General features: G+C 41.8%; 13 protein-coding genes and 3 tRNA genes. 12 read left to right on the forward strand and 4 right to left on the reverse strand.

Annotation, left to right across the window (positions count from 1 at the left end):
• Positions 1–50 precede the first annotated feature (50 nt).
• From PSF11_RS10515 to PSF11_RS10560, 10 genes are all read left to right on the forward strand, one after another.
• A complete protein-coding gene (locus tag PSF11_RS10515; protein ID WP_004924967.1) occupies positions 51–902 on the forward strand; it encodes a thymidylate synthase in 852 nt (283 codons plus the stop codon).
• 268 nt (positions 903–1,170) lie between these two features.
• Positions 1,171–1,656, forward strand: coding sequence for a prepilin-type N-terminal cleavage/methylation domain-containing protein (locus tag PSF11_RS10520; RefSeq protein WP_072502834.1), 486 nt, complete (start codon positions 1,171–1,173; stop codon positions 1,654–1,656).
• Between the two features lie 9 nt (positions 1,657–1,665).
• The gene (locus tag PSF11_RS10525; RefSeq protein WP_004924958.1) at positions 1,666–2,253 is read left to right on the forward strand and encodes a prepilin peptidase-dependent protein; all 588 of its coding nucleotides are present in this window, start codon (positions 1,666–1,668) and stop codon (positions 2,251–2,253) included.
• Positions 2,250–2,693: a YgdB family protein gene (locus PSF11_RS10530; RefSeq protein ID WP_072502835.1), complete on the forward strand. Its 444-nt coding sequence runs from the start codon at positions 2,250–2,252 to the stop codon at positions 2,691–2,693. The genes PSF11_RS10525 and PSF11_RS10530 overlap by 4 nt, the downstream gene beginning before the upstream one ends.
• Positions 2,690–3,067 (forward strand): prepilin-type N-terminal cleavage/methylation domain-containing protein, encoded by a 378-nt coding sequence (locus PSF11_RS10535; protein ID WP_072502836.1) that lies wholly within the window; start codon positions 2,690–2,692, stop codon positions 3,065–3,067. The genes PSF11_RS10530 and PSF11_RS10535 overlap by 4 nt, the downstream gene beginning before the upstream one ends.
• Positions 3,045–6,419, forward strand: a complete 3,375-nt coding sequence (gene recC / locus PSF11_RS10540; protein WP_040132412.1) for an exodeoxyribonuclease V subunit gamma — start codon at positions 3,045–3,047, stop codon at positions 6,417–6,419. Before PSF11_RS10535 ends, recC begins: the two co-directional genes overlap by 23 nt.
• An 18-nt stretch (positions 6,420–6,437) precedes the next feature.
• A complete protein-coding gene (ptrA, locus tag PSF11_RS10545) occupies positions 6,438–9,335 on the forward strand; it encodes a pitrilysin (RefSeq protein ID WP_272682790.1) in 2,898 nt (965 codons plus the stop codon).
• Positions 9,336–9,340: 5 nt separating this feature from the next.
• On the forward strand, positions 9,341–12,949 hold the full coding sequence (recB, locus tag PSF11_RS10550; RefSeq protein WP_154610304.1) for an exodeoxyribonuclease V subunit beta: 3,609 nt from the start codon (positions 9,341–9,343) through the stop codon (positions 12,947–12,949).
• Complete coding sequence (recD, locus tag PSF11_RS10555) at positions 12,949–14,805, forward strand: exodeoxyribonuclease V subunit alpha (protein WP_181795791.1); 1,857 nt, start codon at positions 12,949–12,951, stop codon at positions 14,803–14,805. The genes recB and recD overlap by 1 nt, the downstream gene beginning before the upstream one ends.
• Positions 14,806–14,855: 50 nt before the next feature.
• Complete coding sequence (locus PSF11_RS10560) at positions 14,856–15,425, forward strand: hypothetical protein (protein ID WP_053110613.1); 570 nt, start codon at positions 14,856–14,858, stop codon at positions 15,423–15,425.
• A 53-nt stretch (positions 15,426–15,478) separates the two neighbouring features.
• Here the strand turns inward: PSF11_RS10560 and argA are convergent, their stop codons facing one another.
• On the reverse strand, positions 15,479–16,822 hold the full coding sequence (argA, locus tag PSF11_RS10565) for an amino-acid N-acetyltransferase (RefSeq protein WP_014657668.1): 1,344 nt from the start codon (positions 16,820–16,822) through the stop codon (positions 15,479–15,481).
• A gap of 246 nt (positions 16,823–17,068) precedes the next feature.
• Between argA and amiC the strand changes: the two genes are divergently transcribed.
• Positions 17,069–18,319 (forward strand): N-acetylmuramoyl-L-alanine amidase AmiC, encoded by a 1,251-nt coding sequence (gene amiC, locus PSF11_RS10570; RefSeq protein ID WP_014657669.1) that lies wholly within the window; start codon positions 17,069–17,071, stop codon positions 18,317–18,319.
• A gap of 96 nt (positions 18,320–18,415) precedes the next feature.
• Here the strand turns inward: amiC and PSF11_RS10575 are convergent.
• The 3 genes from PSF11_RS10575 to PSF11_RS10585 all read right to left on the reverse strand — a co-directional run bounded on the left by PSF11_RS10575 (position 18,416) and on the right by PSF11_RS10585 (position 18,706).
• Positions 18,416–18,492, reverse strand: a tRNA-Met gene (locus tag PSF11_RS10575).
• 29 nt (positions 18,493–18,521) lie between these two features.
• Positions 18,522–18,598, reverse strand: a tRNA-Met gene (locus PSF11_RS10580).
• Between the two features lie 31 nt (positions 18,599–18,629).
• Positions 18,630–18,706: transfer RNA gene (locus PSF11_RS10585), tRNA-Met, on the reverse strand.
• A 339-nt stretch (positions 18,707–19,045) separates the two neighbouring features.
• On the opposite strand from PSF11_RS10585, the gene mltA reads away from it, so the two are divergent.
• Entirely contained in the window at positions 19,046–20,137 is a 1,092-nt protein-coding gene (gene mltA / locus PSF11_RS10590) for a murein transglycosylase A (RefSeq protein WP_004924922.1), read from the forward strand.

Here is a 20,137-nt window from a genome sequence, read left to right on the forward strand (position 1 = left end):
AAGGTTACAGTTATCGGCAATTTTGTAGCCTATTGAGTAAGAGAGTGATTATGAAGCAGTATCTTGAGTTATGTCAGCGCATCATTGATGAAGGCCAGTGGGTTGAAAATAAACGTACGGGGGTACGTTGTTTAACTGTGATTAATGCTGATCTGGAATATGATGTTGCGAATAACCAGTTTCCATTAATCACGACCCGAAAAAGCTTTTATAAGGCAGCTATTGCCGAGCTATTAGGCTACCTACGTGGCTATGATAGCGCAGCTCAGTTTCGTGAAATTGGCTGTAATACATGGAATGCTAATGCTAATGAAAACCAAGCATGGCTAAATAATCCCCATCGAAAAGGTGAAGATGATATGGGGCGTGTATACGGTGTCCAAGGTCGTTCTTGGCAACGTCCTGATGGTTCACACCTTGATCAGCTTAAAAAGGTAGTTAATAACCTAAAAAATGGTATTGATGACCGCGCTGAAATCATTACTTTTTATAACCCCGGTGAATTTGAAATGGGGTGTCTGCGTCCTTGCATGCACACCCATACATTTTCATTATTAGGTGATACCCTCCATTTGACCTCTTATCAACGTAGTTGTGATGTACCACTAGGTTTAAACTTTAACCAAGTGCAGTGCTTTGTATTATTGGCATTAATGGCACGAATTACGGGTCATAAAGCAGGTAAGGCATACCATAAAATTGTGAATGCGCATATTTATGAAAACCAATTGCCATTGATGCGTGATGTACAGTTGAAGCGTGAACCTTTCCCTTTGCCTTCATTATCGATAAACCCTCAAATTAAAACGTTGGAAGATATTGAAACTTGGGTTAGCACTGATGACTTCACCCTAGAGGGGTATCAGTGCCACGAAGCTATCAAGTATCCATTTACGGTATAACGCAACCTAGAGATACGTTGATAAACCAAGGCGTATGGTCATTTTGAACCGCGCCTTGGTTTTTTTTACCTTTTCCAAATTCAGTTTGTTACCTCTTTTTTTCGCCCTCATCATTTTTTGCGAAGCGCTTCCTAAAATAACGAAACAGCTATTATGAATTTCATAATAGTTTGCGAAAGGCTATGTAGAGTGAACTAATCACGCTGTTTTTATTTGCCATCGTCGACAATATTAAGTGCACATTTTGCGAAGATAATGGCGGCGATATATGGAAATTCGAATAGTGAAAGGAGAGAAAGGCTTCACGCTCATTGAGCTTTTAGTGGTGTTATTTATTTGTTCTTTAGCTTTGTTACCCGCGTTATATAACTGGCAGCAACAACAGCAAAAGCTACGCTTAATTGATGCTGCACGGCAGGTTACCGTATTTATTTACCGTCATTTGATGGAGAGTGTTTATTTAAATCGACATCGCAGTTTATCGATAGCACTCTCTCAAGGAGAATGGACGTTAAGCATCAAAGAGGCCGGAGCTAGAAAATCCATTGCAGCATTAGCATCGACCCAATTTGAAGGCATTGAAATTAAAACGGCTTCTCGTTTATCTGTTGATTTTTATGGGAAGCAAGGGACTAGCCACTCTTTTCGTCTTGAATTGAAAAATGATTTTGGGCAGATCACGGTATTCATGTCAGCGATGGGGCGGATCAGGGTGTGTAGCAATGATAAACTGACTGGAATTCCGCGTTGTTGAGTTTCTCTTATGAAAATCAATGAACAACACGGTTTTTCCTTAGTTGAAACATTGATAGCAATGGCTATCAGTAGCTTAGTTTGTCTTGCTGCCATTGCTGTTCTCCCGAATTTGTTTAAACAGACTCACCAATCTTATATTCAGTATCAGGTAGATAGGGAGGTTAGGCAGGTGCTTATTAATATGGAAAAGGATTTTAGGCGTATTGGCTATTGTAGTAGTTTCTCTTGCCAAGGAGAGCCTATCAAGATCGGTGCTAAATTTTTAGGTCGTCACCCTAATTCCTGCATTATTTTCGCTTACGACCAAAATTTATCAGGTACATGGAGACCTGTCAGAGGCAGAAATAAGGAGTCTGATTTTTTTGGTTACCGGCTCAATGATAGAAAATTAGAGTCAAACCGTAATGTGATGGATTGTGATGGCAATCGGTGGTTATCCTTGTTTGACCCCTTAATGATTAAAGTGAATTCAATGAGATTTACTTGGGATCAATCACAATCAATACTTGAAATGAGCCTTGATATTGAAAGTCCTCATTTGCCTCACAAAGTGCTGCATTATCGTACCGCTGTTTTGCTGAGAAACTTACGATGAGGCGAGTTAGGGAGCAAAGAGGAAACATTGCGTTAGTCATGGTCATTGTGTTGATAACTATGGGGTTATTATTATTAAAAACCTTACATTTTTATCAAGATAATGCCCGTGATGAGTTTTTTCGTGAAAAAAACTATATCGAAGCTTTTAACCAAGCAGAATCAGCGCTAGCGTGGGGGTTAAAGCAATCTTGGCGGTTAACGACGTACAGAGGGGCAAATTGGCAATGCCAACGACCACCAACTCAAACGTGGGTGAGCTGTATTAAACATTATAAGAGTGGGCAGTTTGTTTTATCGGGCAAAGGTCTATATAAAGGGCGGCACTATGTGACGGTTTATCGTTGGGTCGCGCCTATCTCTAAAACTCAAAAAGTCAGGCCACGTATAAAAGGTTGGTTGGATTATTGCCCTGTTAATCAAAAAGGATTTTGTTCATGAGGTCGCCCACCAGTCAACAGGAAGGTTTCGCATTAATAGAATCAATGATCGCCCTCGTTGTTTTTGCTATTTTGTTAATTGCTCTGTTAAACTACAGCCAATATATTACCTTGAATTTCAATTGGATATTTCATAATTCAATAGCATTAAGAGAGTTACAGAGCAATTTGGAACGCACAACGGTGGGTGTGGTGCCCATCCTTGAAAATTCAGGGGGTATGTACCCCGATTGGCAGCTAAGCTCACAGACATTCACCGTATTAGATGGTTGTCGTGATATCAAAGTAACCCTATCAACGACTAGGCAAGCACTTTCTCTAAACCGCTGGTTTTGTAGAACAGGAGATAACAATGTTTCAGGTTTATCATTCTAATCAGTTAGAGCTGTTAAAGGAACTGATAGCTCACTTAATGGAGAATGAGCCTCTTTCTCACCCGTTCGAACAAGAGATAATCTTGGTACAAAGCCCCGGTATGTCTCAATGGTTACAGATAGAATTAGCAAAACGCTTCGGAATAGCAGCGAATATTTATTATCCATTACCGGCAACCTTTATTTGGGATATGTTTCGACGGGTATTACCGGATATACCAAAAGAGAGCGCTTACACTAAGCAGGCGATGACATGGAAGTTGATGAAAATCTTACCTGAAGTGATCGATGAAGATGAATTTGAGCCACTACGCCATTACCTTCATAATGACTTAGATAAACGTAAGCTACATCAACTTGCTGGGCGTGTCGCGGATCTATTTGACCAATATTTAGTATATCGGCCTCAGTGGATTGAAAAATGGCAACAAAATGAGCTTATTGATGGTTTAGGAACCAATCAGCTATGGCAGAAACGGTTATGGCTACGGTTAGTTGCTTATACTGACTCACTTGGGCAATCCCCATGGCACCGAGCGAATCTTTATCAGAGCTTTATCGATAAATTGTCCACCACTCAGGGCGTACGAGATGCTCTACCAAAACGCATTTTTATTTGCGGTATCTCTTCATTACCACCTGTTTACCTGCAAGCATTGAATGCCATTGCAGAACACACAGATATCCATTTAATGTTTACTAACCCTTGCCGCTACTATTGGGGGGATATCCATAGCCACGCTTTTCTCGCAAAACTTCAAAAAAGAAAACTGCATCATTATATTGATAAGCATGAAATATCACGTTTTAAAATAGATGAGCATGCTCAAGGGTTATTTAATGCAGAGGGAGAGCAAGAGTTAGCGAACCCACTGCTGGCATCATGGGGAAAATTGGGGAGAGATAACCTCTATTTTATTTCACAAATCGATGGTGCAAATGAAATTTCAGCATTTGTGGATACCGATCGTAGTTGTTTACTAGAGCATTTGCAGCAAGACATTTTAGATCTCGAAAACCATGCTCAGCTAGGAACCACATTAACGGATTACAATACAAGTCAAAATAAGCGAGTATTAACCTTATCTGATCAATCCGTCACATTTCATTCTTGCCACAGTGCTCAAAGGGAAGTGGAAGTTTTACAAGACAAATTATTGGCGCTGTTTGAACAAGACCCTTCATTGACCCCGAGGGATATCATTGTGATGGTTTCGGATATTGATAGTTATACTCCATTTATCCAAGCCGTCTTTGGTAATACCGCGTCTAAGCGATATATCCCGTTTTCTATTTCAGATAGAAAAGCCTTACAAGCACACCCAATCTTACAGGCATTTATACTGTTACTCGACCTGCCTCAAAGCCGTTTTTCAACGGAGCAAGTACTCACATTACTTGAGGTCTCTGCTTTTGCTGCACGCTTTGATATTGATGAAAGGGAATTAGGCTTGTTACGCAGGTGGGTTAATGAGTCAGGTATCCGCTGGGGATTGGATGATGATAACGTTCGCGCTTTATCGCTTCCAGTGATAGGGCAAAATACCTGGGAGTTTGGTTTAAGTCGCATGCTGTTAGGTTATGCGATGGACAGTCGATATGGCCCTTGGCATGATGTTTTACCGTATGATGAAAGTAGTGGTTTAGCTGCTCAATTAGCAGGTAAACTCGCTTTATTAGTGAATACACTAAAAGAATGGCGAACCTTACTAGACGTTGAAAGAACTCTTGATGAGTGGAAAGAGGTTTGCCAGCAGCTAATTGACAGCTTCTTTCACGTTGACGGAGATGCTGAGTTAGTACTTACTCTTGTTACAGAGCAGTGGCATAAAATTATCCAAAATGCGCAGGGCTCTGGCTATGATGAACAGGTGCCTTTACGCTTAATTCGGGATGAATTGGCAGTCTGTTTTGATGAAGAGAAGATCAGCCAACGCTTTTTAGCGGGAGCTATCAATTTTTGTACACTAATGCCTATGCGTTCAGTGCCCTTTAAGGTGGTCTGCTTGCTAGGCATGAATGATGGTATCTATCCTCGAACAATTCCGCCATTAGGGTTCGATTTAATGGCAGAAAAACCAGCTAGAGGGGATAGGAAGCGTAGGGATGATGACCGTTATCTGTTTTTGGAAGCATTGAATTCAGCTGCACAACAGCTCTATATCAGTTATATCGGCTTATCTATCCAAGATAATCAGGTGTGTAACCCATCGGTATTGGTTACCGAATTGTTAGATTATATTTGCCAGAGTTTCTGTCTGGAAGGCGATGAAGCCCTTAATATTGATGACAGCGCGATAAAATTAAAAGAGCATTTGGTGTTCCAACACAATAGAGTGCCATTTGCGAAAGAAAACTTTATAGCTAATTCACCCTATCAAAGCTTTGCGAGTGAGTGGTTACCAGCGGCCAAAACAACTTTTCAAGGGAACAAATCATTTATCTCTACCTTGGATGAACGAGAGCCAGTGACCGATATTTCGATTGAACAACTGTTACGCTTCTATCGGCACCCAATTAGGGCTTTTTTCCAGCAGCGCTTAAAAATTCATTTTACGATTGAAGAAACAGAGCTACCAGAAGATGAACCTTTTATTCTGGATAGGTTACAGCGCTATAAAGTGAATGAGCGACTTTTAGCCTTACTCATTAAAGATGAGAATCCGGCACCTTTATATCAGGCATTAAGGGCGGCGGGGCAGTTACCCGCAAAACAATTTGGTCAGCTTTTTTGGGAGCAGCAAGTTAAGGATATTGCGCCACTTGCAGAGAAGATTAAAGAGCAGAATGCACAACTATTTGATCACGTTATTGATATTCAAATTAACGGCATCAAAATTAATGGGGTATTAAAGAATATTCATGAAAAAGGGGTGTTGCGCTATCGGCCTGCCTATTTAACCGCAAATGATGGCGTTCAGCTGTGGGTTGAACACTTATTATTTAATTTTGCTATCGCTGAAGGTGAGAGTATCGCGTTTGGTAGAGAGAATAGCATTTGGCACTTTTCTAGTGTAAAACAAGACGATGCGAAAAAATACTTAGAGCAATTAATCACAGGTTACTGTGATGGGCTAAATTCACCACTATTATTATTAAATCAAAGCGGTTGGAACTGGCTGTCCGCTTGCTTTGATAAAAAGAGCAAACAGTATGACTTTGTTTCTGAGGAGATTCAGCAAAAAGCACTGTCCGCATTAATGCAAAGTCTTCAAGGTTCTTCAATGAAAAGAGGTGAAATGGAAGACGATTATGTTTTACGAGTTTGTAGAAACATCGATCAGAACTTAATTCAGGCGCTGTTGGAAAATACTCAGCGTTACCTTCTGCCAATGGCAGAACATTTAAAATAAAAAGGGGAGCATTAAAGGATGCTACGTTTATCCAAAAGTATCGCTCAATTTTTCTTGTTGTTGGCCTTAGTGGCTTGGGGGGGAGCGGTAGCCGCACAACCCCTTTGGCAAGTTTTACCTGAGACTATCAATAAGAGTGAAAATGACCCAAGAACTTATCAAGCCATCAAGTTAAATAATGGCATGGTTGTTCTATTGGTGTCCGATCCTAAAGCGACAAAGTCATTAGCGGCGGTATCCATTCCTGTTGGAAGTCTAGAAAATCCAGATAGTCAATTGGGGTTAGCGCACTATTTAGAACACATGGTGTTGATGGGATCTAAAAAATATCCAGAACCAAGCAGTTTGTCTGAGTTTTTGCAAAAACACGGTGGTAGTCATAATGCAAGTACTGCCGCTCATCGTACTGCTTATTATTTGGAAGTTGAAAATAGTGCACTTCAACAAGCAACCGATCGATTGGCTGATGCATTGGCAGATCCATTGCTCGACCCAACTAATGCAGACAGAGAGCGTAATGCGGTCAATGCTGAACTGACGATGGCGCGCTCCCGTGATGGCATGCGGTTATGGCAGGTTCGTTCGGAAACGTTAAATCCTCAGCATCCGAACTCACGTTTTTCCGGTGGGAACTTAGAGACGCTACAAGATAAACCGAACAGTAAATTACAAGCAGAGCTGGTGGGTTTTTATAAGCAATACTACTCTGCAAATTTGATGAATGGTGTGCTTTATGGCGACCAGTCTATAGAGTCATTGGCAAAAATAGCAGCAGAAACCTTTGGACGCATCCCAGATCGTCAAGTCACTGCACCATCGACAGATGTGCCAGCCGTTACAGATAACGAAAAGGGGATCATCATTCACTATGTTCCCGCTCAGCCACAAAAAGCAATTCAGCTTGAGTTTAGCATAAAAAACAATATGGCTGACTTTCGTAGTAAAAGTGATGAGTATATTGGTTACCTAATTGGGAATCGCAGCCCAGGTACGCTTGCTGATTGGTTAATATCTCAAGGGCTTGCCGAAGGGATCAGTGCGTCATCAACACCAAATGCAGATCGCAATGATGGTGTTTTCTCAATTTATATTACGTTAACCGATAAAGGGTTAGCAGAGCGCGATCAGATTATTGCGGCTGTTTTCTCTTATATCGATTTACTGAAAAAAGACGGTATTAATAAAAATTATTTTGAAGAAATTGCCAATGTACTGAATCTCTCTTTTCGTTATGGCTCCATTGTCAGAGATATGAATTACATTGAGTGGTTATCAGACCAAATGATCAATGTACCAGTGAAGCATGTACTGGACTCAGATTATATTGCTGACAAGTATGATCCTGCTGCCATTAAGGCTCGTCTATCTGAATTAACGGCAAAAGATGCGAGGATTTGGTTTATTAGCCCGGATGAGCCTCATAACAAAAAAGCTTACTTTGTGAATGCACCTTATCAGGTTGATAAAATTACAGAAAAGCAGTTAGCACAATGGGATAAATTGGAATCTAAAATGAAATTTAGATTGCCTGAATTAAACCCATACATTCCTGATAACTTGTCATTAATTAAGGTTGATAAGACATATAAGCACCCAGAGCTTATCTATCAAACAGATAACACTCGAGTGCTCTATATGCCTAGCCAATATTTCGCGGACGAACCGAAGGCAACAATTAATTTATCTCTTAGAACGAAAGAGGGGATGCAGGATGCTAAATCGCAAGTGACAGGCGCGTTACTGCAATATATCGCTTCTTTAAAAATGGATGAATTGCAATACCAAGCATCCGTTGCTGGGATGTCTGTTTCTGTTTCCCAAGGACTTGGCTTACAGTTTAATGCGAGTGGTTATACACAGCATTTACCTGAGTTGTTTTTATCAATGACCAAGCTTTATGTCAGCTTTGAACCTACCGAAAGGGAACTGGCTCAGGCGAAATCTTGGTATCAGGAGCAAATTAAAGTTGCTAATAATGCCAAAGCTTATGAATTAGCGATGCAACCACTGCGTCGTATCGATACCGTACCTTATTTTGAGCAAGAAGAACGGTTATCAGTGCTTGATAGCATTTCGCTAAAAGATATTACAGATTATCGTAGCAAAGTTGTGGATAGTGCAGCGCTACAGGCGATGGTTATTGGTAATTTAACCGATAAACAAAGCGTGAAAGTGATCCAAGATGCCCAAAAGTTACTTAAGAGCAAAGGAACAAATTGGTGGCGTGGTGATATCGTCGTTGTTGATAAACTATATTTAGCGGATTTCCATCACCAAGCTCAAAGTACAGATAACGCTTTGGCAGAGATATTTATCCCTGAAGGTTACAGCCGTATTGAAGGGGCGGTATTGTCTGGCCTTCTGTCTAATATCATTCAGCCTTGGTTTTACGATCAACTAAGAACAAATGAGCAACTTGGGTATGCGGTTTTTGCTTTCAAAGTTGGGTTAGGTGACCAGTGGGGAATTGGTTTCTTATTGCAAAGTAACGCAAAAACACCGGACTACTTGAACTCTCGTTACCAAGAGTTTTATCAAGTTGCACTCGATAAGCTGAACAAACTACCAGCCCAAGAGTTTGAACAGTATAAACAATCGATTATTACTGAAATGAAACAACCTCCACAAACTTTCTATGAAGAGGTTGGACGTTATTCTTCAGACTTTAACCGCAATATTTTTACGTTCGATACCCGAGAGAAAGTACTCGCGTTATTTGAGAAAGTGACTCAGCAGCAAGTGATTGAGTACTACCAAAAAGCGGTGATGAAACGTCAAGGGTTAGCGTTGGCATCTCAAGTTATTGGTCAAGATGTCAATGAAAAAACAGGATATGCACCACTAAAAGGCTGGGTGTTCTATCCGAATGCGTCAGAATTTCAAAAAATCTTGCCAGTTAAGGAAGATGCGAAGTGAGTAAAATGCAGATAAGTTCCCAATTGTTAGATGCTTTTTCGTTACCATTACAAGGCCAACGGTTAATTGAAGCCTCTGCGGGTACAGGCAAAACCTATACGATAGGGATACTCTATCTGCGTTTACTATTAGGGTTAGGGGGGGAGAATGCTTTCCCCCGACCTCTTACAGTTGAAGAAATTCTCGTAGTGACATTTACAGAAGCCGCAACTAATGAATTACGAGGGCGTATACGTGAGCGAATTCATAAAATGCGCCTTGCTTGTATCCGTGATGGGGTCGGTTTCGAAAAAGAGCCGGAATATTTAGAGCTACTCTCGCAAATTCCAACACCAGAGCAACGTGAGTTTGCCATAAATTGGTTACTTACCGCTGAGCGTCAAATGGATGAAGCTGCGATTTATACCATTCATGGCTTTTGTCAGAGAATGTTAGTTCACAATGCTTTTGAATCAGGCGTTTTATTTGAACAGACGATGATCCAAGATGAACTTCCGATTCAAAAGCAAGCTTGTGCTGATTTTTGGCGGCGTCATTTCTATCCACTCGATTATTCAATGGCAAAAGTTGTTTTGTCACAATGGAATAGTCCGGAAGCACTACTGGCGGATATTAAGCCTTTTTTACAAGGTGATATGCCATACATAGTTAATGAAACGCCAAATAAAGAAACCTTTGAAGAGCGTCACCAGCGTTTAATCGAACTCATTACTCAAGTGAAGTCTTTATGGCTAGCAGGGTGCTCTGAGATTGAAAAACGGATTGTTAGCTCGGATGTTGATAAACGTAGTTATAGCTCGCGCTTTTTACCGAGCTGGTTAGATAAAATGGCACGCTGGGCAGAGGAAGAGACACAAGATTACCAACTGCCAAAAGAAATTATTCGGTTTTCGCAAGCTGCCTTACATGATAAATCGAAAAGTGGCTCAGGCCCTGAGCACGAGGTATTCGCGCTCATTGATGAACTTCTTTCGCAATCCCTAACCATTAAAGATCTGATTATTCCCGTTGCCATAACAGAAGTTAGGCAAAACATTGCCCGAGAAAAACACAGTAGAGGCGAGATGGGGTTTGATGATTTGCTCACTCGCTTAGATAACGCATTAAAAAAGCAGGGCGGAGATTACTTAGCTAAAGCCATTAGCCAGCGTTTCCCTGTTGCGATGATTGATGAGTTTCAGGATACCGACCCTCAACAATATCGTATTTTTCAGCGGATTTATCATGAGGTTGAAAATAGTGCATTGTTATTTATTGGTGACCCTAAACAAGCTATTTATGCGTTTCGCGGCGCTGATATTTTTACTTACATTGCAGCGAAAAAGCAGGTTAGTGCTCACTATACACTAGAAACTAACCATCGCTCCTCCGAGCAAATGGTTGAAGCTGTTAACCGTATTTTTAGCCATTGCGAAAAACCTTTTATTTTTGAGCAGATCCCATTTAACCCTGTCAACTTTGCAGCCAAAAATGCGGGCAAGATATTAAAGCATCATGGTCAAGCAGTAAAAGCGCTAACATTTTGGCAAATTGATGCAGAAGCGGTTTCTATTGCTGATTATGAGCAAACAATGGCATCACAATGCGCCGCACAGATCAGTCAATGGTTACAAGGGGGAGCTGAGGGAACAAGCTTATTTCAGCATAGTGATGGAAAACAACATCCGGTTTCTGCGGCTGATATTACAGTCTTGGTGAGAAGCCGACGTGAAGCAACACTGATCCGTGATGCGCTCAATCAGTTGGGTATCCCATCTGTCTTCCTATCGAATAGAGAAAGTGTTTTTGCGACCCAAGAAGCGCGTGACCTTTTATGGATTTTACAAGCGGTACTGTCGCCAGAAAAAGAGCGTATTTTACGTAGTGCACTAGCAACGGGAACTTTAGGGCTAAACGCCAAAGAGATTGATGCGCTAAATTACGATGAAAAGGCATGGGAAGCGCTGGTGGATGAGTTTTCTCAATACGCGCTAATTTGGCGTAAGCGCGGGGTTCTGCCGATGCTTCGGGTTCTGATGGCGGAGCGCCATATTGCAGAATCATTGCTTTCTGCCGTGGAAGGTGAACGTCGTTTAATGGATTTGATGCATATTGGTGAACTGCTTCAAGAGATGTCTCTTCAATTAGAAGGAGAGCACACATTAGTGCGTTGGTTAACACAGCAAATTGCTCATCCTGATCATCAATCGAACGCACAGCAAATGCGTTTAGAAAGTGATAAACACCTAGTTCAAATCAGTACCATCCACAAATCAAAAGGCCTTGAATACAAGATTGTTTGGCTGCCATTTGCGAGTAATTTTTTACCACAATCAAAGGCGCTGTACCATGACAGGGAGAATTACGGCACTCATTTAGACTTAGATGATAGTGAAGAGAACGTTGCGCTTGCGGATGAAGAGCGTTTGGCGGAAGACTTACGGCTACTCTATGTTGCCTTAACACGTGCAATCTATCATTGTAGTGTTGGTATTGCGCCAATAATTAAAGGTAACCGCAAGAAAAGTGGTGAAACCGACCTACACTTATCTGCTTTGGGGTATTTAATTCAAAAGGGAGAAGCAGGGGATTTTAGCTTACTCAATAAAGGATTAGCAGAGCTTGCCGGTACAGCGATTAGTGTGGAGCGCATTGAGTATACAGAATCTATCTCAATGTCTTTTGATCAAGATGATAATGAGTCATTGTCAGCTAGGGATATTACTCGCTTCTTTGACTACCATTGGAGAGTAACCAGTTATTCAGGGTTGAGCTATAGCAGTGGTCATAGTGGCAGTGGTAATGAGCAAGCGATAAGTGCTGAGCAGCTTGCGACCTCACTGGCACCTAAAATAGATGTGGAAGCTAGCTTAGATGCCACTTTACCAGAAATCGATGAATTTACGTTGACACCACATCTGTTTCCCCGCGGAACTGCACCGGGAACTTTTCTTCATGAACTTATGGAAGAAATGGACTTTTCACAAGAGATCCCCCTTGAATGGTTAGTTGAGAAATTGCAAGGAGCAGGGTTTGATACCAAATGGGCTGACATGTTACAGGCATGGCTGGCGGCTATTGTGGATGCGCCACTGGCAGATGATGGTTTATGCTTGTCTGCATTAGCGCCTCAAGATATGTTAGATGAACTACAGTTTTATCTTCCTATTGATAACTTGCTTCAAGCTGAAGATGTTGATCGCATTACTCATCGATATGATCCGCTATCTGCGGCTTGCCCTCCGCTTAATTTTGAAAAAGTACAAGGTATTTTAAAAGGGTTTATCGATTTAACGTTTTTATGGAAGGGGAAATTTTATCTCCTTGATTATAAATCAAATTACCTCGGTGATGATGCGGCTAGCTATACGCAATCTGCGATGGCTGAAGCGATGATTGACCACCGTTATGATCTTCAATATCAATTATATTCATTAGCGCTGCATCGTTACCTTAAACAGCGGTTACCTAACTATCAGTATGATGTTCATTTTGGTGGCGTCTATTACCTCTTTCTTCGTGGCATTGATCGGGCAGAGTCAAAAAATGGTATTTTTTATTATCGGCCAGAAAAGGCATTTATCGACGAACTGGACCAACTATTTCGTAACGCACAAGAGGGAAGTGAGCCATGATGAAAGCGCTGTTTAATAAAGCGCTCGAAGCGCGATTATTCACTCCCCTTGATATCCAGTTTGCTTATAACATTACACAAGAGCAAAACCCAACATTATTACTGCTTACCGCATTATTGAGTGCTGAGACGATGGCGGGGCATGTCTGCTTGTCATTATCTGATTTCAGTCAGGAAAAACTGTTTGCAGGGCGCCATCCTGAACTTGCAGACGAATTTTGGCACGCAATAGGTACACCTGATCCAGAAACCATTTATCACCTAGTTAAAAATGCCCCTTTTGTCTGCCTAGCGGGGGAAAGTGAATTATCCCCCTTGGTGTTATCGGGGGAGTTTTTATATTTTCAGCGGCTATGGCAATATGAGCAAAGTGTTTCAGACTACTTTTCACACACCGGACTACCTCAATATGATGCTCTGCGCATTAAAGGAATATTAGACGCTCTTTTCCCGCAAAGTGATGAAATTGACTGGCAAAAAATAGCTGCCGCAGTGGCTGTCACTAGCCGAGTTTCCGTGATTTCAGGGGGGCCTGGCACGGGGAAAACAACCACAGTTGCTCGAATTTTAGCGGCATTGGTTAAATTGGCTGTAGAGAATAAACAACGTATTCAAATTGAATTAGCAGCGCCGACAGGTAAAGCTGCGGCACGTTTAACAGAGTCGTTGGGGGCAGCACTCGATGGCTTGTCATTGACCGATGAAGAGCGACATATGTTGCCTAATCAGGCAAAAACACTGCATAGGCTATTAGGGGCACAACCTGAAAGCCAGCAATTCCGCTATCACCGTGATAATTTATTAACACTGGATATTTTGATTGTTGACGAGGCTTCCATGGTGGATTTACCCATGATGGGTAAATTAATCGAAGCCTTGCCAGTAAATGCCAAATTGATCTTTTTAGGGGATAAAGATCAATTAGCATCCGTCGAAGCGGGGGCTGTACTTGGAGATATTTGCCAATTTGCGGATCAAGGATATAGCCCTCAACGTGCCCAAGAATTGGCTCAACTGACAGGATACGCACTCGATCACTTTACATCAAATACAGGCCCTTTGATCAGAGATAGCCTCTGCCTACTGCGTAAAAGTTACCGTTTTTCGGCTTCTTCGGGTATCGGGCAGCTTGCTTTTGCGGTTAATGATGGAGATACCAAGCGTGCTGAAAAGTTATTAAACAGCACATTAAATGACGTGCATACTTATTTACAAGAAAGTGAGGATGATTATGCACAGATGTTGATAGCAGCATCTAATTTCTATCAAGATTATCTTCTATCAGTAAAAGCTAGACAGGATCCGGCTGAGATTTTATTTAAATTTAATCAATTTCGTTTGTTGACAGCTTTGAGAGATGGCCCCTATGGTGTAACAGGGATAAACGAAAAATTAGAAAAACTGCTTCATCGGCAGGGGCTTATTCATCGGCCATTAAACCAAATAAATAAACATTATGCAGGTAGGCCAATTATGATCAGCCGAAATGATAGTCCATTAGGGCTATTTAATGGCGATATAGGGATAATCCTGCCTGATGAAGAAGGGGCACTTAGAGCTTATTTTCAGTATCCCGATGGCTCAATTAAGGGGATCCAACCTAATCGGTTGCCTTTACATGAAACAGCATATGCAATGACTGTACATAAATCACAAGGTTCAGAGTTTGCTCATACCGCCTTAGTACTACCGAAGGTATATTCACCAGTCGTCACTCGAGAGCTTGTGTATACTGCAATAACTCGCGCCAAAAAAGAACTTTCTTTGTATTGCACGATTAAGATTTTACGCCGTGCCATTGAGACACCGACGAAACGACGTAGTGGCTTAGCAATACAGCTCATGAATGTAAAATAAACGTAGTAGCCTTGGCTACATAATTAGACTTAAATGCAAAAGGTAATAATATGGATACCCAGCCAACAACGACGGCAATAACAGTCACGCTTAAAGCGAGAATTCAGCCAGAAAGACGTGCAGACTTAGAAGATGCCTTTATGCATGTTATGCAAAGTATGGAAAAAGATATTCATGTGACAGGTGGTGGCACGTTACTTTCAGACAATGGTGAAATTGATGAGTGTGATATTGAGTTATCTGTTGCAGAGGCGAATGATGAAAATATCAGCTTAATTATTCAATTGTTTTCATCCATGTTGGCGCCGAAAGGATCACGTTTAGTTATTCATGGTGAAGACACTGTGATTGAATTTGGTGATGAAGAAGGGTTAGCCCTTTATTTAAATGGTACTGATTTGCCCGACGAAGTTTATGAAAATAGCGATATTAACGATATTTTCGATAAATTAGATGAGGCTGTAGAAGATATTGGTGCGATCCATGGTGTGTGGGAAGGCCCTACAGAAACAGCATTCTATTTCTATGGCGCATCATTTGCCGAAATGTCATCACTGCTACAACCTTTAATCGATAGCATACCGCTATGCCAAAAATCAAGAGTGGTACAAATCGCTTAGGTTGATTGACTAACCTGACAGTAAGTAAATTGTCAGGTTAGTCGAGCAAAAGCCTATTTATCGGCTTTTGCATGTAAATCTAGCATCAAAATTTTAGAACGGCGTTGGTAGTTATATAGCGCCTGTTTTTTCAATGGCAACATCTCAATCTCTGCGGGAATAAAGCCCCTTTCTTGGAACCAATGAATACTACGTGTGGTTAAAACAAATAGCTTTGCTAACCCTAATTGCTTAGCCTGTAGGGAAACTCGATGTAAAAGTTCTTCTCCCCGCGAAGAGCTACGGTAGTCAGGATGCACGGCGACACAAGCCATTTCCCCCAGTTTTTCTTCGGGGTAAGGGTAGAGAGCCGCACAAGCAATCACTAAGTTATCTCGTTCAATGATCGTAAATTTATCGATTTCCATCTCAAGTTGCTCCCGTGAACGTCTTACAAGGATGCCTTGCTGCTCAAGAGGGCGAATTAACTCAAGAATACCGCCGATATCATTAATATTAGCACGACGGATTTGTTCGGCGCTTTCCATGACAATTTGCGTACCAATGCCATCGCGCGAAAAGAGCTCTTGGATTAGCGAGCCATCTTCTTGATAACTTAATAAATGGCTGCGACGAACACCGCGGCGGCAAGCTTTCGCCGCACCACGTAAAAAGCGCACAGTACCTGAATAATAATCCCCTTCGGATTCCAGCTCTTGGATCCTATCTTCGGCTTCATCGGGGAATAATTCTGATAAAATATTGCCATCTTTATCAGCGACTCCTTGTGAAGAACAAAAGCCGATTAACTTTTCAGCCTTCATTTTCACTGCGAGTTGAGTGGCTATTTCCTCAGAAGTGAGATTAAAACTTTCACCAGTAACAGACACGGCAACCGGACCAATAAGTACGATAGAGCCATTATCCAGTTGTTTATTGATAGCATCTTCATCAATGCGGCGGATACGCCCGCTATGGCAGTAATCAACGCCATCATCCACACCGAGTGGTTGCGCGATCACAAAGTTACCGCTGACAACGCTAATATGAGCGCCTTGTAAAGGTGTGTTACTCAGACTCATCGATAAACGAGCCGTAATATCAAGTAATAAGGCACCAGAGGCTTGCTTAACGTATTCAAGTGTATTCGCATCCGTTACGCGGGTATGTTTATGATAAACAGCCTCATAATTATGCTCGGCTAAAATATCTTCGATTTGAGGGCGAGCGCCGTAAACTACGATAATGCGGATACCAAGACTATGTAATAATCCTATATCATTGACAATACTCGGAAAATTCTCATGCGCAATTGCTTCTCCACCAAGCATAATAATAAATGTTTTGCCGCGGTGGGCATTGATATAAGGAACCGAATGGCGAAACTCATCTACCAATTCGGTGCTGCGCTCTTTCATAACCACCCTCTTAACTGAATTTTTATTCGCTATTAATGTATTTTTATTCTTTTTAGCGATAAATATCAAGCAAAATATAGGATAAGACTTGTAACATTTTTATTATTTGGGTTTACATATCTCTATATTTAAATGTGTATTCTTGATGACAGTATGCGAATGATTCGCTAGAGTTTATGTTTCTGGCCTCTATTTGGCTTTTGTTCTAAAATCACCTGATATTCAGTTTTAGGTTCGGAATTATTGATGAGTCACCCAGATCACTGTCCATCTAAACGCCGCCTTTTACAAGGAGCGGCAGCGGTTATGTTGCTTAGTGTCAGCCCATTTGGCTTTGCTGCGAATACAAATGTGATCGCAGTACGTATCTGGCCTGCATCAAGTTATACGCGCGTGACGCTAGAATCGAGTGCTCCATTAAAATATCGCCAGTTGGTACTGCATAACCCTGAACGCATCGTTATCGATTTGGAAGGGGTACAGCTGAACAACATTCTGAAGCAGATGGGAACTCAAATCCAATCTCGCGACCCGCATTTAAAATTAGTACGGGTCGGGCAGTTTGATCCAAAAACAGTGCGTCTTGTTTTTGAAGTCAAAAATAAAGTCAGCCCACAGATTTTTACTATCGCGCCCGTTGCTGAATTTAAAAACCGTTTGGTGTTAGATTTCTATCCGGGTAAAGGGGTAGAAACATCGGACGATCCATTGCTTGCCTTATTGGAAGATTATAATAAAGGCGATTTAGAAGAGAAAATGCCTGCTCAGGCGAAGAAACCGGGTAAAGCAGGTCGAGATCGCCCCATTATTATTATGATTGACCCAGGGCATGGGGGGGAAGATCCCGGCGCAATGGGGAAATACAAAACGCGAGAAAAAGATGTGGTTTTACAAATCGCTCGCCGTTTGAAAGCGTTAATCGATAAAGATCCCAAAATGCGTGCCTATATGACTCGTAACGAGGATGTATTTATTCCATTGAAGGTTAGGGTCGCTAAGGCTCGAAAAATGCAGGCAGACTTGTTTGTTTCGATTCACGCTGATGCCTTTACCAATCGCTCAGCTCACGGTTCATCTGTGTTTGCCTTATCGACTAAAGGTGCCACCAGTAATACCGCTCGTTACCTCGCTCAGACACAGAACGAGGCTGACTTAATTGGTGGGGTGAGCAAAAGTGGTGATGTTTACCTTGACCATACCATGCTTGATTTAGTGCAAACAGCAACCATTAATGACAGCCTCAAATTTGGTGATGAGGTTTTAAAGCGCATGGGCAAAGTCAATCGGCTACATAAAAATAAAGTTGATCAGGCAGGCTTTGCGGTATTGAAGGCGCCGGAGATCCCTTCAATCTTGGTTGAAACAGCCTTTATCAGTAACTTAGAAGAAGAGCGTAAATTGAAAACCGCGAAGTTCCAGCAGCAGATGGCGGAATCTATCTTCCAAGGGATTAAAGCCTATTTTCGTAATGGCGGCGAATTAGCGATTAGAAATTAGCCGCTAGAATAAAATCGATAAATTAGAAAAGGTGACTGGCTGAAAAGTGAGTTGCCTTTTTTATTATTGCATTGATTTAATAGGAAAAATAAGAATTGGTTGCGGGGGCCGGATTTGAACCAACGACCTTCGGGTTATGAGCCCGACGAGCTACCAAGCTGCTCCACCCCGCGACTGAAGAGGTAAATATAACAGGGGATATTGGTTGCGGGAGCCGGATTTGAACCGACGACCTTCGGGTTATGAGCCCGACGAGCTACCAGGCTGCTCCATCCCGCGCCTGAAATATTTTTGATACTAATTTGAAGATTGGTTGCGGGGGCCGGATTTGAACCGACGACCTTCGGGTTATGAGCCCGACGAGCTACCAAGCTGCTCCACCCCGCGTCCGATAGCGGGCACTATACTCGGGATGAGATCTGATGCAAGTTTTTTTGTGTATTTTTTTCAAATTTCCGCATAGATAGAACAAAATATACACTTAGTGGTTAAATATTAATCATTTTAATGGGGCGGTGAGATTGATTAACAGGCAATAGGCTAAATCCTTTTTTTAGAGTCGATGATAAAAAATAAATGTGAATTATCCATTGCGGGGAAAAATAATAACCAGTAATAAGTCCACAATTTGTACGGCGATAGGAGAGTAAGTATTTTTAGCCGTTTCATTCTTTATGTGGGTTTGCTATTGTGCGCTTCATATTGGATTGGAGTGGGCGATATAACATGAAATTATGGCAAAAATGGTGTGTAGCAGGTGCGTTTGTATCTTTACTTGTTGGCTGTCAATCTCACCCGACAGATCAAGGGCAGCAGTATAAAGATGGACGTTTAAAGCAAGATCTTCAGCAAGTAAGCCAAGTAAATGTTCAAGGGCGCCCAATCAATTCACAAGATTTTTATCGGCAAGTTAATGAAATCAAGAATGCGTCACCGCGTTTGTTTCAAGGTAACAATGATACCTATCATGCGATTGAAAACTGGCTAGTTGCAGGGGGAGATCCTAAAAAACTGGCGAGTTTCAACTTAACCGCCTTTCAAATGGAAGGGGTGGATAATTATGGTAACGTACAATTTACTGGGTATTACACGCCGGTTATCCAAGCTCGCCGTACCAAACAGGGGGAATTTCAGCACCCACTTTATGCAATGCCACCTAAAGGGAAAAAACGCCTCCCCAGCCGAGCCGCGATATACAATGGTGCTTTAAGCGATAAACTCATTCTAGCCTACAGTAACTCCGCCATGGATAACTTTATGATGGAAGTTCAAGGTAGCGGCTATGTGGATTTTGGTGATGGTAGCCCGCTGAATTTCTTTGGTTATGCGGGGAAAAATGGGCATGCTTATAAGAGCATAGGTAAAGTGCTTGTCGATCGTGGTGAAGTGCCGTTAGAGAAAATGTCACTGCAAGCGATCCACGATTGGGCGAATAGCCATAGCGAACAAGAAGTGCGCGAATTACTCGAACAAAATGCTTCCTTTGTTTTCTTCAAACCACAATCATTTGTTCCTGTCAGAGGCGCTAGTGCAGTACCGTTAATTGCTAAAGCATCAGTCGCATCGGATAAAACACTTATTCCGCCAGGCACAGCGCTATTAGCAGAAATACCTGTACTTGATAATGCAGGGAAATTTACGGGACGCTATGAAATGCGTATGATGATTGCCCTAGATGTTGGTGGTGCAATTAAAGGACATCATTTCGATATCTATCATGGAACAGGTCATGAAGCAGGTAGAATGGCCGGTTTTTATAATCATTACGGAAGAGTGTGGGTGTTGAAAAAGAGCCAGCCACTTTTCGGTCATATGTAG

Source organism: Providencia sp. PROV119 (assembly GCF_028482435.1).
In the GTDB taxonomy this organism is placed as follows: domain Bacteria; phylum Pseudomonadota; class Gammaproteobacteria; order Enterobacterales; family Enterobacteriaceae; genus Providencia; species Providencia stuartii.

Coding starts and splice junctions, on each gene's coding strand:
- PSF11_RS10520 (WP_072502834.1), top strand. CDS start 1,171: ATGGAAATTCGAATAGTGAAAGGAGAGAAAGGCTTCACGCTCATTGAG.
- recD (WP_181795791.1), top strand. CDS start 12,949: ATGAAAGCGCTGTTTAATAAAGCGCTCGAAGCGCGATTATTCACTCCC.
- mltA (WP_004924922.1), top strand. CDS start 19,046: ATGAAATTATGGCAAAAATGGTGTGTAGCAGGTGCGTTTGTATCTTTA.
- recB (WP_154610304.1), top strand. CDS start 9,341: ATGCAGATAAGTTCCCAATTGTTAGATGCTTTTTCGTTACCATTACAA.
- amiC (WP_014657669.1), top strand. CDS start 17,069: ATGAGTCACCCAGATCACTGTCCATCTAAACGCCGCCTTTTACAAGGA.
- PSF11_RS10525 (WP_004924958.1), top strand. CDS start 1,666: ATGAAAATCAATGAACAACACGGTTTTTCCTTAGTTGAAACATTGATA.
- PSF11_RS10535 (WP_072502836.1), top strand. CDS start 2,690: ATGAGGTCGCCCACCAGTCAACAGGAAGGTTTCGCATTAATAGAATCA.
- PSF11_RS10560 (WP_053110613.1), top strand. CDS start 14,856: ATGGATACCCAGCCAACAACGACGGCAATAACAGTCACGCTTAAAGCG.
- recC (WP_040132412.1), top strand. CDS start 3,045: ATGTTTCAGGTTTATCATTCTAATCAGTTAGAGCTGTTAAAGGAACTG.
- ptrA (WP_272682790.1), top strand. CDS start 6,438: ATGCTACGTTTATCCAAAAGTATCGCTCAATTTTTCTTGTTGTTGGCC.
- PSF11_RS10530 (WP_072502835.1), top strand. CDS start 2,250: ATGAGGCGAGTTAGGGAGCAAAGAGGAAACATTGCGTTAGTCATGGTC.
- PSF11_RS10515 (WP_004924967.1), top strand. CDS start 51: ATGAAGCAGTATCTTGAGTTATGTCAGCGCATCATTGATGAAGGCCAG.
- argA (WP_014657668.1), bottom strand. CDS start 16,822: ATGAAAGAGCGCAGCACCGAATTGGTAGATGAGTTTCGCCATTCGGTT.